Origin of the sequence: Halorubrum ejinorense, assembly GCF_039522565.1 — an archaeon.
In the GTDB taxonomy this organism is placed as follows: Archaea; Halobacteriota; Halobacteria; order Halobacteriales; family Haloferacaceae; genus Halorubrum; species Halorubrum ejinorense.
The window spans coordinates 65,974-79,959 of the sequence record NZ_BAAADQ010000010.1 but is presented as its reverse complement, the minus strand read 5'-3'; the positions used below and the strand labels follow the sequence as shown (position 1 = coordinate 79,959).

The window sequence follows — 13,986 nt, the reverse complement described above, 5'->3', positions numbered from 1 at the left end:
CGACCCGGAGTATCAATAGGTGTCGCCGGCGCCCACCAAGCGAGGGTTTAATTCCGCCAGCGCGCGAGGGCGTCGTGTGGACCCGAGCCGGATCCCCGACGAGTTCCCCGCGCCGAGCTACCGCGGGGCACAGAAGCAGGCCCTCGCCGACATCCGCGACGCGTTCGCGGCGGGGAATCGGGTCGTGTTGGTGCGCGCGCCGACGGGCAGCGGCAAGTCGCTGCTCGCCCGGGCGATCATGGGCGCGGCCGAGACCGCCGGCGAGGCGGCGCCCAGCGAGGCGACGGGCGCCTACTACACGACCCCGCAGGTGTCGCAGATCGACGACGTGGAGGCCGACGACCTGCTCGACGACCTGGCCGTGATCCGCGGGAAGTCGAACTACGACTGCGTGCTGCCCGGCGAGCACGACACGCCCGTGAACCGCGCCCCCTGCGCGCGCCAGCAGGGGTTCGACTGCTCGATCCGGCACCGCTGTCCGTACTTCTCCGACCGCGCCATCGCCTCCGGCAACCGCTTCGCGGCGATGACGCTGGCGTACTTCATGCGCACCGCCGGCTCCGAGGTGTTCCGCAAGCGCGACGTGGCCGTGATAGACGAGGCCCACGGGCTCGCGGAGTGGGCCGAGATGTACGCCACCATCGAGTGTTCCCCCGAGCGCGTCCCGGTCTGGGACGACGTGGGCGTCCCCGACGTGGCGGCCGACGCCGGCCCCGAGGAGGACGCGCTCGACCGGACCGCGCGGTTCGTCGAGACCCTCCGCGACGTGGCGATCCGCGCGAAAGACGAACTGGTCGGGCGACCCGAACTCGACCGCGAGGAGGTCGCCCGCCGCGACCGGCTCCAGGAGCTGATAAGCGAACTCGGCTGGTTCCTAGAGGACTACCGCGACCCGGAGTCGCCGACGACGTGGGTCGTCGACCAGCCGGGCGGCGAGGGGTCGGCGATCGACATCAAGCCGCTCGACCCGGCGCGGTACCTCAAACACACCGTCTGGGACCGCGGGAACCGGTTCGCGCTGCTGTCGGCGACCATCCTCTCGAAGGAGGCGTTCTGCCGCGGCGTCGGCCTCAACCCCGCCGACGTGGCCCTCGTCGACGTCGAGCACACGTTCCCGCTCGCGAACCGCCCGCTGTACGACGTGACGCAGGGGTCGATGACCTACGAGCACCGCGACGAGACCGTCCCGAAGATCGCCCGCCTGATCGTCCGGCTGATGGCCGAACACCCCGACGAGAAGGGGCTCATCCACGCGCACTCGTACGACATCGCCGACCGGATCACCGAGCGGCTCGGCGAGTTCGGCGTCGCCGCGCGGGTCAGGCGACACTCGCGCGGGAACCGCGACGCCGAACTGGAGTCGTGGAAGGCGAGTTCGGACCCGGAGGTGTTCGTCTCGGTGAAAATGGAGGAGGCGTTAGACCTCAAGGGCGACCTCTGTCGCTGGCAGGTGGTGTGTAAGGCGCCGTACCGGAACACCAACGACTCGCGGGTCGCCCGGCGGCTCGAGGACGGCCAGTGGGCGTGGTACCACCGCACGGCGCTCCGGACCGTCATCCAGGCCTGCGGGCGGGTCGTCCGCGCGCCCGACGACTACGGCGCGACGTACCTGGCGGACGACTCGCTGCTCGACCTGTTCGAGCGCGCCGAGGCCGACACGCCCTCGTGGTTCCGCGAGCAGGTCGACGCGATGACGACCCCGTCGCTGCCGTCGTTCGACCCCGAGGCCGCGCTCGCCGGGATCGACGCGACGCCGCCGCGGAACGCCGGCGACCCGGGCGCGGGACGGCGCAACGGCCGGGCCGACCGCTCGGAGGGAGCGCGCGGTTCCTCGACTCGCGAGGGCGGGACCGACGACGCGCCGGCCGAGCCCGGGGGATCAGACGACTCGGTCCGGACGCGTTCGGAGGCGGACGCGGAGCGGCGGGAGAACCACCCGCTCTCTGACGTCTGGGGCGACGGCTGAGCCGACCGACCGGGCGCCCGAGCGGCTACAGCAGCGAGACGCCGTAGGCGACCATCGAGCTCACCATGAGGAACGCGAAGAACAGCGCGAAGATCTGTTGTCTGTCCATGCCCGCGTTTGGACCGCAGAGCGGTATAACTCCTGCGGGCGACGGTAGCGCGGCTGAGCGCCCTCGCTCGCCTCGCCGACGCGACCGCGGGCCCGGCGACCGTGGATTCGTGTATTATGGTCACGACGCCGACCGATCGTCAATATATATCGTATAAGGTGTATCATGGCCCTCAATGAAGTAGTAACCTTCATAAACCTTCACGCGTCCAGTAGGTGTATGGCAACGAACGGGCTGTCGAGTGCGCTGACGCTGTACGGTGCGCGAACGCTGACGCTGTCGCAGGCAGCGGCACAGGCAGGGCTCAGCGAGGCCGAATTCATCGAGCAACTCGAACGCCGCGGCATCGAGGTAACCGAGTCCGAACGCGCCGCAGCGCTCGGCCGCGAGCAGCCCGCCCGCGCCGACTGAACGGTCTCCGAAGTTTCGGCCCACCCCCGTCGGATCGGTCCGTTTTCACGAGTAGTCCCACGAACGATCAGATCCGACGCCGCCATTTCCCTTCTATCCCCCCGGCCGGCGGCGAGCGCCCTACTCCTGACTCGGCGCCTCGGTCGCCCGCGGCCCGGCGTCTTCCTCCGGCACGAGGTGAATCTCCCCGTCGTGTTCGAACGCCAGCACCGCGTCCGCGTCGTCGTCGACGAACGTCGGGTTCGGGACCGTCTTCGCCTCGTAGGTGACGGGGTCGAGCACCTGAATCGCGTTCTCGTCCTCGACGGTCACCACGGTCGTCTCGGCGGCGTCGTCGCGGGTGCCGAGCCGGGTCGCCTCCGGGGCCTCCGCCTCGGCGTACTCGGAGGTGTACCCCTCGCCGCTCGCGAGTCGGACGCCCCGAAGGCGGCCCGAGACGCTCGTGACGAGGACGGGGCCGTCGCCGTCCTCGGGGTCGACGATCTCGCCGACCGCGTACTTCGGGAGCCGGACCGCGAAGGTGACGCGGTACACCTCGTTGCCGTCGCCGTCCTCGGTGACGAGCGTCGGGTACGACTCGAAGCTCCCGCCGAGCGCATCCGTGATCCGCGTCGCGACGTTCTGCGCGAGCCGGTTAGAGGAGAGTTTGACGTTGGGCCCGTCGTCGGTCTCCACCACCTCGGTGATGAACGCCTCGCGGTCGCCGTCGGCCTCTTGGTCGGCGACGTACGTCTCCGCGATCGACAGCGCCTCGGCGCGCTCCGCGGGGGTCAGGTCGCGCTCGTCGGCGCGGACCTGAACGATCCCGGCGTAGTACCCGCCGGCGATGCGCCCGCAGCGGTCGCAGGTCCCGCGCGATATCTTCACGGGGACCGTCACCTCCGCGGAGCGGAGCGTCCCGCGTACCACGCCGGAGAACCGGCAGTGCATCCGGACGGTGTTCTCGCCGACCTGCTCCGGCTCGACGCCCCACTCGACGTCCGCGGCGTCGACGTGGACGCCGAGCGCCTCCGCGACCTCGTCGACGGCGACGTCGGTGTAGTCGCGCGCGCCCACGTCGCGCCACGACTCGCCGCGCCTGACCGCGCCGCAGCCGGAACAGACCAGCACCTCGATCCGGTCGGGCGCGTCGACCAGGTCGAAGTCCTCGAAGTAACAGTCGTCACAGAGCAGCGCGTCTCGCCCGCGCGGCTCGCCCGGGAGGGGGTCGCGCCGCTCGGGGACCGAATCGCCACAGCGCGGACAGAACTCCCGCGACTCGCTCATTGGGCGCGGATACGCCGAGGACCCGTTTAAACGGCGCGGACTGACGCGGACCGACGCGGCCGCCGCTCCCCGGCGACGGCGAGTTCGGGCGCGCCGCGTCGGGTCGCGACCTCCGAAATGGTTTTTCGCACGGACCGAGAACGGGCACGTATGAGCGGGAACCCCGACGACGAACGGCTCGAAGAGCTACGCGAAAAGAAGATGGAGGAGCTCCGCGAGCGCCAAGGCGGCGAAGGCGACGCCGCCGAGGCCCAACAGGAGGCCCAGGAGCGCGCCGAGGCCCAGCAGGAAGCGGTGTTGAAACAGCACCTGACCGACGGCGCGCGCCAGCGGCTCAACGCGGTCGAGATGTCGAAGCCCCAGTTCGGCGAGAAGGTGAAACAGCAGGTCGCCGCGCTGGCACAGAGCGGGCGCGTTCAGGGACGCATCGACGAAGATCAGATGCGCGAGCTCCTCAAGGAGCTCCAGCCCGACCAGAAGAGCTTCGACATCCGGCGGCGGTAGATGGAGCTCGCGCTGCTGTACAGCGGCGGGAAAGACTCCTCCCTCGCCGCCCACCTGCTCGACCGGTTCTACGACGTTCGGTGTGTCACCGGGAGCTTCGGGCTCACGGACGACTGGGAGCACGCCGAGCGAGCGGCCGCCGAGCTCGGCTTCCCGTTCGAGCGCGTCGACCTCGACCGGGAGGTGGCAGAGAGCGCCGTCGAGACGATGGTCGCGGACGGCTACCCCCGCAACGGAATCCAGCGCGTCCACGAGCACGCCTTAGAGACCATCGCGGCGCTCGACGTGGACGCCATCGCGGACGGGACGCGCCGCGACGACCGCGTCCCCACGGTGTCGCGGGCGCAGGCGCAGAGCCTCGAAGACCGCAACGGGATCGACTACATCTCGCCGCTCTCCGGGTTCGGCCGACACGCCGTCGACCAGCTCGTCGACGCCACCTTCGACGTCCAACAGGGGCCGAGCGAGGAGGTGCCCAAGGCCGACTACGAGGACGAGCTTCGCGCGCTCATCGCCGACACGCACGGCGAGGAGACGGTCGGTGACGTGTTCCCGGACCACGACCAGACCTACGTCCACGGTCGGAACGACTGACCGGCCCGCTCGTCGATACCGGACGCGACCGACCGGTTCCCGTCGGCCCGGGAGCGTCGGAACGACTTTTGACCCCGCGCTCGTAGCGGCACGTATGTCATCTGAACGAGTGGTCGAGCTGCTCCGAGAGGCGTACGCCGACGAGATCGAGACCGTGATGAACTACCAGACGAACGCCATCGTCCTCGACGGCGTCCGCGCCGAGGAGATCAAAGAGAGCCTCAAACAGGACGTTCAGGAGGAGCTCGGCCACGCCGAACAGATCGGACAGCGGCTCAAACAGCTCGACGCGCGCCCGCCGGGGTCGGCGGAGTTCACCGCCAGCCAGGACTCCCTCCAGCCGCCCGCGGACTCGACCGACGTGCTCTCGGTGATAAACGGCGTGCTCGACGCCGAGGAGGGCGCCATCGCGACGTACCGCGACCTGATCGACGCCGCCGAGGACGCGGACGACCCGGTCACCGAGGACCTCGCCGTGACGCTCCTCTCCGACGAGGAGGCCCACCGGACGGAGTTCCGCGGGTTCCAGAAGGAGTACCAGCGCGACTAGGCGAGACGGCTCTCCGACGGCGCCCGCAGGCCGGGCGCCCTCTCGCGCGGGCCGCCCCCGAAGGGATGCTTTCAAGCGGGCGCTCGCCGAACCGGGGTTCATGTACGACGGCCTCAAGGGATTCCGCGATTTCTACCCCGGCGAGCAGTCCGCCCGCCGCGAGGTGACCGACGCGGTCGAGGGCGCGGCCGCCAGACACGGCTTCCGCGAGATCGCCACCCCCGCCTTAGAACGGACGGAGATGTACGTCGACAAGTCCGGCGAGGAGATCGTCGAGGAGCTGTACGCCTTCGACGACAAGGGGGGCCGCGGCGTCTCCCTGACCCCGGAGCTCACGCCGACCGTCGCCCGGATGGTCGTCGCGAAGGGCCAGGAGCTGTCGAAGCCGATCAAGTGGATGTCCACGCGGCCGTTCTGGCGCTACGAGCAGGTCCAGCAGGGGCGGTTCCGCGAGTTCTATCAGACGAACATCGACGTGTTCGGCTCCTCGGCCCCCGAGGCCGACGCCGAGGTGCTCGCGGTCGCCGCCGACGCCCTCACGGACTTGGGGCTCACCGGCGACGACTTCGAGTTCCGGGTCTCTCACCGCGACATCCTCGGCGGCCTCGTCCGCTCGCTCGCCGAGGACCCCGAGGCGGTCGACACCGCGGCCGCGATCCGCGCGGTCGACAAGCGCGCGAAGACAGACGACGCCGAGTACGTCGGGCTGCTCTCGGACGCCGGACTCGCCCGCGACACCGCGCGCGACTTCGACGATCTCATCGCCGGCGTGGAGACGGTCGACGACCTCGACGCGGTCGCGGAAGCGGGCGGCGAGGAAGTCGAGGCCGCGGTCGAGAACCTCCGGAACGTCCTCGCCGCGGCCGACGACTTCGGCGCGGGCGAGTTCTGTGACGTGTCGCTGACGACTGCCCGCGGGCTCGACTACTACACCGGGGTCGTCTTCGAGTGCTTCGACTCGACCGGCGAGGTGTCGCGCTCCGTCTTCGGCGGCGGGCGCTACGACGACCTCATCGAGAGTTTCGGCGGCCAGCCGACGCCCGCGGTCGGCGTCGCGCCCGGCCACGCGACGCTCAAGCTCCTCTGCCAGCGCGCCGGCGTCTGGCCCGACGAGGAGCTGACGACCGATTACTACGTCCTCAGCGTGGGCGACACCCGGAGCGAGGCGGCCGCGCTCGCCCGCGACCTCCGCGCGCTCGGCGACGACGTGGTCGTCGAGCAGGACGTCTCGGGCCGCTCGTTCGGCGCCCAACTCGGCTACGCCGACTCGATCAACGCCGAGACGGTCGTGGTCGTCGGCGAGCGCGACTTAGAGAACGGCGAGTACACGGTGAAAGACATGGAAAGCGGCGACGAGACGACCGTACCGGTCGAGGAGTTCCCCCCGGACGAGGGGCTGCCGACGTACGAGGACTACGAGTAACGCGGCTGCGCGCCAGCGGCTCATCGGCGGGGGCGACGCGATCCCTGAACGCTTTTCAATCACGCGTCGGGACGGTGGGGACGATGATCCCGCTCGCAACGGCGATGCCTCCCACCGAGGTCGCCCTCCGCGTGGCCGCGGGGGTCGCGCTCATCCTGATCAACGCGTACTTCGTGGCGATCGAGTTCGGGCTGACCCGACTGCGGCAGTACCCCGAATCGGAGATGGACACCCCCGGACTGCGTCGCGCGTGGGAGATGACCGACGACCTGGAGTTCTACCTCACGACCTGTCAGGTGTGGATCTCCGGGACGTCTATCGCGCTCGGTATCGTCGCCGAGCCGGGGCTGGCGGCGCTTTTCGCCCCGATCTTCGAGAACACGGCGCTCGCGTCAGCCGGCGCGGGCTCCCTGTTGGGATTCTTTCTCATCAACATGGTCCACCTGACGCACGGCGAGCAGACGCCGACGTACCTCGGCGTCGAGCGCTCGAAGCAGGTCGCCGAGTACGGCGCCCGACCCCTCTACTGGTTCGCGTGGCTCATCTCGCCGCTGATCAAGTTCGGCGACTGGGTCGCGAAGGCCACGCTCGGGCTGTTCGGCGTCGAGATGACCGGCTCGTGGACCGAGGCCGAAGAGGAGGTGTTGGAGACGCGCGCCGAGCTCCGCAACCGCCTCGGCTCGATGATGGAGGAGGTCGAAATTTCCGAGGAGCGCCGCGAGGAGGTCCTCAACGCGCTCGACGTGGACCGCGTCACCGTCGCGGACGTGATGACCGCTCCTGACGAGGTCGTCTCCCTGACGACGACGGCGTCGGTCGCGGAGAACCTCGATCGGATCCGGGACACGCCGCACACCCGCTTCCCGCTCGTCGGCGACGACCTGAACGACTTCGAGGGTATCGTGTACGCCCCCTCCATCGTGAGCCGCTACGACGGGCTCCGGGACGGCGACCTGACGTTCGGTGACGTCGCGGCGCCGCCGATGACGGTCTCCGCGGACGCGAGCGTCAGCAGCGCCTACGACCGGTTTCAGGCCGAGTCGCAGGAGCTCGCCTTGGTCGTCGAGGACGGCGAGGTCGTCGGGCTGCTCACCGCGACCGACGCGATGGAGGCGGTGATGGGGCAGTTAGAGGACCCGCTCGACGCCGGCGATGTATACTGAACGACGCGGTGGCGCGTACCGATTGGCGCCGCACCGCGGCGCGAATCGCACGCGCGAGGGACGCGGTGAGAGGGCGACCGTAGGGAGCCCCGAACGAACCGCGAGGCTGGGGAGGTGTGAGGCCGCGGTTGCGGTGCGGGGTGGGACTCAAAGGGGCGGTCGCGAGGACGACGCACACTCGTTGTGCTCCTCGCTCGTTCGCGTTGCTCACTCGCTGCGGTGCTTACGTCGTCTGCGTCGTCCTCGCGACTGGGGCTTTGAAGCTGTTCGCCGTCGAGAGCGCCAGCAACGAGTTACAGACAAACGCCCGTAGCTTCGGAACGGTTCCCCGCTTCTTCGCTCACTTCTTATACGCCTCGCGCAGGAACACCAAGGCCCCGCCGAGCATCGCGAGGTTGCCGAAGAAGGCGAGCCGCTCGCCGCCCTTGTCGTCCTCGTCGGCGTTCCAGAAGTCGTGCATCGTCGCGGTCACGACCGTCAGGAACCCGACGGCCGCGCCGGTCGCGATCCGGGGGAGCCGCCAGAGCGCGATGCCGAGGCCGGCCACGACCATCATCCCGGAGGCGAACGGCGCCGCCAACTCCGGCATCGGGACGTCGGCCGACTCGGCGTACTCGATGGTGTCGTCCATGTCGCGGAAGTCCTCGGAGGCCTGCGCGGCGAGGCCGACGCCGAGCAGGACGCGGCCGATCCGCGAGGGCGCGCCGCGACCGTCGCTCTCCGCGGTCGTCTCAGTGGTGTCATCGCTCATACCTGTAAAGACGGGAGCGCACGGTATAAATCGCGGTGCCGGATCGAGCCGCGGGCCCCGTCACCGCTCGGCCGACCCGTCTCACACCGATCGTCAGGCCGGGTCGATCCGTTCCAGCAGGCGGGCGGTCGCCGCCGCGTCGAAGGCCATCGGGCGTCGCCACCACGGCCCTTTTCCGGAGTCGCTCGACAGCTCGGTCACCAGCGCGTTCGCCTCGGCGCCGGCCTCGGGCGCGCTCAGCGGGACGACGCGGTCGAAGAGCCCGGACGCGTCCGCGTCGCCCGTGACGACGACGCGGGCGTCGAACGGGTCGCGTTTCAGGTGCGCGTTGGTCGGCGCGCGGGCAGCCGCCGCCTCACGGTCGACGGTCTCGGAGCCGCCCGCCGCCAGCACCCGCTCGATCCGGATCCCCGCGAAGAGGTACGCGCCCCACTCCGGAGCCAAGTCGTCGTCGGCTCGCACGCCCCCGGGCTCCTCGACCGACCCCTCGCCCGGACCGGCCCAGCCGTGCGGTCGCAGCGACAGCGTCGCGTAGAAGAACAGCCAGTCGCCCGGTTCGAGGCCGGCGATCCGGCTGGCTTTCACGCCGTGCGGGTCACCGTAGCTCGCGCGCCCGCGACCGTGGACACCGGGGAACTCCGGGTCCGCGTGAACCGGCGTCTCGCGCAGGTCGGTCGGCACCGCGAAGGGGAGGTCCAGGCCGCCGTAGGTCGGGAGCGGCTCGTCGACCGGGAACCCCTCGCGCGGGAGCGTCGCCGCCGACTCCGGGATCGGGACGTACGCGAACGACCCGTCCGGGTAGACCGGGCCGCGAAAGCCGGGCTCGTTCGTGTTGGCGGCGACGTTGACGGCGACGGCTCGTGGGTCAGTCATGAAAAACGGGAAGTCGGTCGGGGATCAGTCCGCCGTGGCGGCGGGCGCGCCGTGCTCGATTTCGGTCCCGAGCAGGTCGAGGAACTGCGCGATCCACTCCGGGTGGTCGGGCCACGCCTGGCCGGTCACGAGGTTCCCGTCGGTCGTCACGCCGTCGACCCACGAGCAGCCCGCGGCCTCGACCTCCGCCTTGACGGCCGGGTACGCCGTCATCTCGTAGCCGTCGAGGACGCCCGCGGCCGCGAGGATCTGCGGGCCGTGGCAGATCGACGCGACGGGCTTGTCCGCCTCGAAGAAGTGTCGCACCGCGTCGAGCACCTCCTCGTAGCCGCGGAGGTACTCGGGGGCGCGCCCGCCGGGGACGACCAGCGCGTCGTAGTCAGCGGGGTCGACCTCGCCGAACCCGTGCGTGAGTTCGAAGTTGTGCCCGCGCGTCTCCAGGTACGTCTGGTCGCCCCGGAAGTCGTGGATCGCGGTCTTGATCGACTCGCCGCCCTCCCTGTCCGGACAGACGGCGTGGACCTCGTGGCCCACCGCCTGAAGCGCTTGATACGGCACCATGATCTCGTAGTCCTCCCCGAAGTCGCCCACGATCATCAGTATCTGTTGTCCTGTCATGTGCGTAACACCATGTGGCCGTACGTGTCGCAATCTCATAACGATACTGGCGAGCGGTAGCACACCGCGGACTGATGTCAAAAACTGGTCGCGACGACCGACCGCGACCGCGGTTCGCGGTGGCGCGTGCCTGCGAGCGGTCGCCGGGGGCGACCGCGAGAAGCACGCGCGAGGGAGTCGGCGCTACGCGCCGGCTGCCAGAGGGACCTTCGGTCCCTCGCTGGAGTCGGCGTCGACCATCGGGAGCTGCCGACGAGGCTGGGGAGGCGTGAGGCTGCGGTGCGGGGCCGTGGGTGGGACCCGAAGGGGCAGCTGCGAGGCGGTCGTGTCCTCGGAGAGAGTCGCGTCGCAGTAAGCGGCTGGGGCTTCGGCGGTGATCGTCACCGATTCTGAGTCATACTCAGAAACTATCGTCTGACAGTCGCTACGAGACGCCGCTGAAACTCGTTTCGGCGCCTCAACGCTCCGGCGAGGTCGGCGGCGAGGGGTTCTCCACGTCCGGCGGCTGTAGGTCCCGCCCGAACTCGTCGAACTGATCGAGGTCGTCCGGGAGTTCGTACTCGATCTCGCGTTCGTCCTGGTTGTCGGGGAGGCGGCCGTCCTCCAACTCCTCGGCGGCGGACTCCCAGCCGGGCTTGACGCGGACGCTGCGGGCGGGCGACCCCACGACGACGTGGTGGTCCGGCACGTCTCCCTGGACCACGGAACGCGCGCCGACGACGCTGTTCTCGCCCACTCGACAGCCCGCTCTGACCATCGCGTCGTAGGTGACGCGGGCGTCCGCCTCGACGATCGTGTGGAAGTTTCGAACCTCGGTCTGGTCGACGATGTCGTGGTCGTGACTGTAGAGGTGGACGCCGTCGGAGATGGACGCGCGGTCGCCGATGGTCAGCTTGCCGCGGTCGTCGAGGTGGACCCCGTCGTGGACGACCACGTTGTCGCCGACCTCGATGTTGTGGCCGTAGGTGACGGAGATGCCCTTGAAAAAGCGGCAGTTGTCCCCGCACTCGGCGAACAGGTGGTCGCCGAGCATCTGGCGGAACCGGAGCGCGAACTCGACGTTGTCCGCCATCGGCGTGGCGTCGAACTGGCGCCAGAGCCACTGGAGGTGCTTCGAGCGCTGGAAGCGGTCCTCGTCTTTCTCGGCGTAGTACTCGGACTCCAGCGTCGCGTTACACGGGTCGTACCCCTGAAGGCGGACGCGCTCGGCGCGCGACACCGACTCGCCGTCCTGCCACGCCTCCCACGCCTCGCGATCGCCGTGGAGGTCGACCAGCACGTCGCGGACGACCTCGCAGGTGTCCTCGTCCGAGGAGAGCCGCTCGTCCACCTCGTCGATGAACCCTCGGACCCCGGCCTCGGCGCCGTCGGGCAGGGACACGTGTCGCTTTGTCATCGGCCCTCCTTCGTCGCCGTGGTTGATATGGATTCGGTTGTGTGGTCCCGCGAGCGCCCGTCGGCTAGGATCGCATGGCGTTGGCGAACAGTCCGACGACGACGCCGACGAACGACACGCCGAAGGCCATGAGGACGGCCGTGACGATCCCGGCTCTCCCGTGTGACAACAACAGGTCGGTGACGGATGCGACGGCGACGACCGCGAGGAAGGCGACGACGGCGTCGAGCCGCCGGCGGAGGGGCTTCTCCATACGCGTTCCGAACGCGACCGACCGTGTAAACTCCAACGGTGCGCTCGCGGGCGGACCGGCCGTCACCGGACCGTTCCGCATCCGTGGGAGCGACCGCGCCCGATAAGTGTCCCGACCGCCAATCGACGGGTATGCAACACCGCGAACTGGGGAACTCCGGCGTCGAGGTCTCCGAGATCGGCTTCGGGGCGTGGGTCGTCGGCACCGACTGGTGGGGCGACCGCTCGGACGAGCAGGCGGTCGAGATGGTCGAGGAGGCGCTCGACGCGGGCGTCACCTACGTCGACACCGGCGACGTGTACGGCCACGGCGACAGCGAGTCGATCATCGGCGAAGCGATCGACGGCCGCCGCGACGAGGTGACGCTGTCGACGAAGATCGGCTACGACTTCTACGACAACCCGCAGGCCGGCCACGGCGAGCTGCCGAAGGAGCTGAACGAGGAGTACCTCACCGAGGCGTTCGAGGCCTCCTTAGACCGCCTCGACACCGACTACGTCGACGTGCTCCAACTGCACAACGCGAACGTCGACGAGGTGACGCCCGAGGTTCGCGACCTCCTCCGCGAGTGGAAGGCGGACGGTCGCGTCCGCGCGCTCGGCTGGGCGCTCGGCCCCTCGATCGGCTGGCTCGCCGAGGGCGACGCCGCCGTCGAGTACGAGGAGTTCGACGCGGTCCAGACCGTCTTCAACCTCTTCGAGCAGGAGCCCGGCCGCCACTTCGTCGACACGATCCGCGAGTCGGACTCCGACACGTCCGTCATCGCCCGCGTTCCGCACTCCTCCGGCCTCCTCAACGAGCAGGTGACGCCCGACACCGTCCTCGAAGACGGCGACCACCGCTCGCACCGACCGAAGGAGTGGTACGAGACCGGCTGGGAGAAGGTCGACGCGATCCGGTTCCTCGAAACGCCCGACCACGGCGAGGGGACGCGAACGATGGCGCAGGCCGCGATCCGCTGGCTGCTGGCCCACGACGAGGTCGCCTCCGTCACGCCGACGTTCCGCGACGGCGACGACATCGCCGAGTGGAGCGCCGCGAGCGACGTGCCGCCCATCTCCGACGCCGAGTACGACCGCCTCGAAGCGCTGTACGCCCGCAACTTCGACATCGACGGCGACGACGGGATGGACGTGCTCCGCACCTCGGTCGACGGCGACGACATCGAGGCCGCCGGCCTCGACAAGCGAGCCGCCTCGTACTGAGCCGCGGAACGGGGTCACGACCCCGCACCGCGGTCGCCGACCCCACCCGCTTCTTTCGCATCGAAATCACCCGACAGCGAACGGCCGACACCGATTCTAACCACTTTCACTGTGACCCGTTCGGAGCCGTCAGTTCGGGATCGGTAGCACTCCCCAGATCCGCGAAGCGGCCGCATCGCTGGCGGTCGTGGGAACGGTGGCTCGGTGGAAACCCGTCGTCACAAGGGGCTCAGTGGGGGTAACCGACTCGTCATCGCCACCACGACCCGATATACTCGCTCGTAGTTATAAACTGATTGCGATGGGCCCCGGTGACTCTCGAACCACCCTGTCGGACCGGGGAGTTCCGCTCTGATCCCGATCGGGGTCTGGAGCGGACGCGCCGAGCGGTCGGTTCAGTCGTCGCCGCTACAGACGAGGACGGGCCGTTCGGTGTCGAGGATGACGCTCTGGGTGACGCTGCCGAACAGGACCTTTCCGGTCGGCGTGCGTTTCCGGCCGGCGACGACGATCTGGTCGGCGTCGTAGTCGTCGGCGACGTTGAGGATCGCTTTGGCGGCGTCGCCGCCGTACCCCTCCGGCGTCACTTCGATCCCGGCGTCTTCGAGTCGAGACTGCGCGACCCGAACGGACTTGACCTGTTCGACGGTGCCGCCCTCCCGGTTCTCGGCGAACGAGTGAACGAGCACCGCCGTCACCTCGTCCGCCTCCAGCGGCATCGACGCGATGGTCTCCGCCTGCGTCTCGGCCCGCCCCACGTCGGTGTCGATACCCACGACAAACGTAAACATGGACCAGTCGTCTCGGCACTCGCATTTGGTTGTTTCGGCGAATCGACGGCTTCACTCGCCGTTCGCGAGCGCGCGGGCACCGAGTAACTGCCCGCAGAGAGCTGAATCTATCC

15 protein-coding genes are annotated in these 13,986 nt (G+C 69.5%); 8 read left to right on the top strand and 7 right to left on the bottom strand.

What is annotated here, in order from left to right:
• Positions 1 to 76: 76 nt before the first annotated feature.
• Positions 77 to 1,966, top strand: a complete 1,890-nt coding sequence (locus ABDZ89_RS10135; protein WP_343778764.1) for a helicase C-terminal domain-containing protein — start codon at positions 77 to 79, stop codon at positions 1,964 to 1,966.
• 328 nt (positions 1,967 to 2,294) lie between these two features.
• On the top strand, positions 2,295 to 2,486 hold the full coding sequence (locus ABDZ89_RS10130; RefSeq protein ID WP_017344020.1) for a DUF7317 family protein: 192 nt from the start codon (positions 2,295 to 2,297) through the stop codon (positions 2,484 to 2,486).
• A gap of 120 nt (positions 2,487 to 2,606) precedes the next feature.
• Here ABDZ89_RS10130 and ABDZ89_RS10125 read toward each other — a convergent pair whose 3' ends face one another.
• Positions 2,607 to 3,752, bottom strand: coding sequence for a 60S ribosomal export protein NMD3 (locus tag ABDZ89_RS10125; RefSeq protein ID WP_343778762.1), 1,146 nt, complete (start codon positions 3,750 to 3,752; stop codon positions 2,607 to 2,609).
• A gap of 150 nt (positions 3,753 to 3,902) precedes the next feature.
• Here ABDZ89_RS10125 and ABDZ89_RS10120 point away from each other — a divergent pair, with 150 nt between their 5' ends.
• The 5 genes from ABDZ89_RS10120 to ABDZ89_RS10100 all read left to right on the top strand — a co-directional run bounded on the left by ABDZ89_RS10120 (position 3,903) and on the right by ABDZ89_RS10100 (position 7,986).
• Positions 3,903 to 4,256, top strand: a complete 354-nt coding sequence (locus ABDZ89_RS10120; RefSeq protein WP_343778761.1) for a DNA-binding protein — start codon at positions 3,903 to 3,905, stop codon at positions 4,254 to 4,256.
• Positions 4,257 to 4,850, top strand: coding sequence for a DUF7411 family protein (locus ABDZ89_RS10115; protein WP_343778759.1), 594 nt, complete (start codon positions 4,257 to 4,259; stop codon positions 4,848 to 4,850).
• Positions 4,851 to 4,944: 94 nt separating this feature from the next.
• A complete protein-coding gene (locus ABDZ89_RS10110; RefSeq protein WP_343778757.1) occupies positions 4,945 to 5,400 on the top strand; it encodes a ferritin-like domain-containing protein in 456 nt (151 codons plus the stop codon).
• A 100-nt stretch (positions 5,401 to 5,500) separates the two neighbouring features.
• Positions 5,501 to 6,823, top strand: a complete 1,323-nt coding sequence (hisS, locus tag ABDZ89_RS10105) for a histidine--tRNA ligase (protein WP_343778756.1) — start codon at positions 5,501 to 5,503, stop codon at positions 6,821 to 6,823.
• Positions 6,824 to 6,906: 83 nt separating this feature from the next.
• Positions 6,907 to 7,986: a CNNM domain-containing protein gene (locus ABDZ89_RS10100; protein ID WP_343778755.1), complete on the top strand. Its 1,080-nt coding sequence runs from the start codon at positions 6,907 to 6,909 to the stop codon at positions 7,984 to 7,986.
• A 340-nt stretch (positions 7,987 to 8,326) separates the two neighbouring features.
• Here the strand turns inward: ABDZ89_RS10100 and ABDZ89_RS10095 are convergent, their stop codons facing one another.
• The 5 genes from ABDZ89_RS10095 to ABDZ89_RS10075 all read right to left on the bottom strand — a co-directional run bounded on the left by ABDZ89_RS10095 (position 8,327) and on the right by ABDZ89_RS10075 (position 11,877).
• A complete protein-coding gene (locus tag ABDZ89_RS10095; RefSeq protein ID WP_343778753.1) occupies positions 8,327 to 8,737 on the bottom strand; it encodes a DoxX family protein in 411 nt (136 codons plus the stop codon).
• 93 nt (positions 8,738 to 8,830) lie between these two features.
• Positions 8,831 to 9,610 carry an Nmad3 family putative nucleotide modification protein gene (locus ABDZ89_RS10090; RefSeq protein WP_343778752.1) on the bottom strand — a complete coding sequence of 260 codons (780 nt, stop codon included), beginning with the start codon at positions 9,608 to 9,610 and terminating at the stop codon, positions 8,831 to 8,833.
• A gap of 24 nt (positions 9,611 to 9,634) precedes the next feature.
• Complete coding sequence (locus ABDZ89_RS10085; RefSeq protein WP_343778751.1) at positions 9,635 to 10,228, bottom strand: DJ-1/PfpI family protein; 594 nt, start codon at positions 10,226 to 10,228, stop codon at positions 9,635 to 9,637.
• Between the two features lie 457 nt (positions 10,229 to 10,685).
• Positions 10,686 to 11,624 (bottom strand): acyltransferase, encoded by a 939-nt coding sequence (locus ABDZ89_RS10080; RefSeq protein ID WP_343778749.1) that lies wholly within the window; start codon positions 11,622 to 11,624, stop codon positions 10,686 to 10,688.
• Between the two features lie 64 nt (positions 11,625 to 11,688).
• A complete protein-coding gene (locus ABDZ89_RS10075; RefSeq protein ID WP_343778748.1) occupies positions 11,689 to 11,877 on the bottom strand; it encodes a hypothetical protein in 189 nt (62 codons plus the stop codon).
• A 131-nt stretch (positions 11,878 to 12,008) separates the two neighbouring features.
• Here ABDZ89_RS10075 and ABDZ89_RS10070 point away from each other — a divergent pair, with 131 nt between their 5' ends.
• Positions 12,009 to 13,082, top strand: coding sequence for an aldo/keto reductase (locus ABDZ89_RS10070; protein WP_343778746.1), 1,074 nt, complete (start codon positions 12,009 to 12,011; stop codon positions 13,080 to 13,082).
• Positions 13,083 to 13,477: 395 nt separating this feature from the next.
• Here the strand turns inward: ABDZ89_RS10070 and ABDZ89_RS10065 are convergent, their stop codons facing one another.
• The gene (locus ABDZ89_RS10065; protein ID WP_343778744.1) at positions 13,478 to 13,873 is read right to left on the bottom strand and encodes a universal stress protein; all 396 of its coding nucleotides are present in this window, start codon (positions 13,871 to 13,873) and stop codon (positions 13,478 to 13,480) included.
• Positions 13,874 to 13,986: the final 113 nt, after the last annotated feature.

What these genes read in the sequence shown, in the direction of transcription:
- ABDZ89_RS10130 (WP_017344020.1), top strand. Translation starts at nt 2,295, where the DNA reads ATGGCAACGAACGGGCTGTCGAGTGCGCTGACGCTGTACGGTGCGCGA.
- ABDZ89_RS10125 (WP_343778762.1), bottom strand. Translation starts at nt 3,752, where the DNA reads ATGAGCGAGTCGCGGGAGTTCTGTCCGCGCTGTGGCGATTCGGTCCCC.
- ABDZ89_RS10120 (WP_343778761.1), top strand. Translation starts at nt 3,903, where the DNA reads ATGAGCGGGAACCCCGACGACGAACGGCTCGAAGAGCTACGCGAAAAG.
- ABDZ89_RS10115 (WP_343778759.1), top strand. Translation starts at nt 4,257, where the DNA reads ATGGAGCTCGCGCTGCTGTACAGCGGCGGGAAAGACTCCTCCCTCGCC.
- ABDZ89_RS10110 (WP_343778757.1), top strand. Translation starts at nt 4,945, where the DNA reads ATGTCATCTGAACGAGTGGTCGAGCTGCTCCGAGAGGCGTACGCCGAC.
- hisS (WP_343778756.1), top strand. Translation starts at nt 5,501, where the DNA reads ATGTACGACGGCCTCAAGGGATTCCGCGATTTCTACCCCGGCGAGCAG.
- ABDZ89_RS10100 (WP_343778755.1), top strand. Translation starts at nt 6,907, where the DNA reads ATGATCCCGCTCGCAACGGCGATGCCTCCCACCGAGGTCGCCCTCCGC.
- ABDZ89_RS10095 (WP_343778753.1), bottom strand. Translation starts at nt 8,737, where the DNA reads ATGAGCGATGACACCACTGAGACGACCGCGGAGAGCGACGGTCGCGGC.
- ABDZ89_RS10090 (WP_343778752.1), bottom strand. Translation starts at nt 9,610, where the DNA reads ATGACTGACCCACGAGCCGTCGCCGTCAACGTCGCCGCCAACACGAAC.
- ABDZ89_RS10085 (WP_343778751.1), bottom strand. Translation starts at nt 10,228, where the DNA reads ATGACAGGACAACAGATACTGATGATCGTGGGCGACTTCGGGGAGGAC.
- ABDZ89_RS10080 (WP_343778749.1), bottom strand. Translation starts at nt 11,624, where the DNA reads ATGACAAAGCGACACGTGTCCCTGCCCGACGGCGCCGAGGCCGGGGTC.
- ABDZ89_RS10075 (WP_343778748.1), bottom strand. Translation starts at nt 11,877, where the DNA reads ATGGAGAAGCCCCTCCGCCGGCGGCTCGACGCCGTCGTCGCCTTCCTC.
- ABDZ89_RS10070 (WP_343778746.1), top strand. Translation starts at nt 12,009, where the DNA reads ATGCAACACCGCGAACTGGGGAACTCCGGCGTCGAGGTCTCCGAGATC.
- ABDZ89_RS10065 (WP_343778744.1), bottom strand. Translation starts at nt 13,873, where the DNA reads ATGTTTACGTTTGTCGTGGGTATCGACACCGACGTGGGGCGGGCCGAG.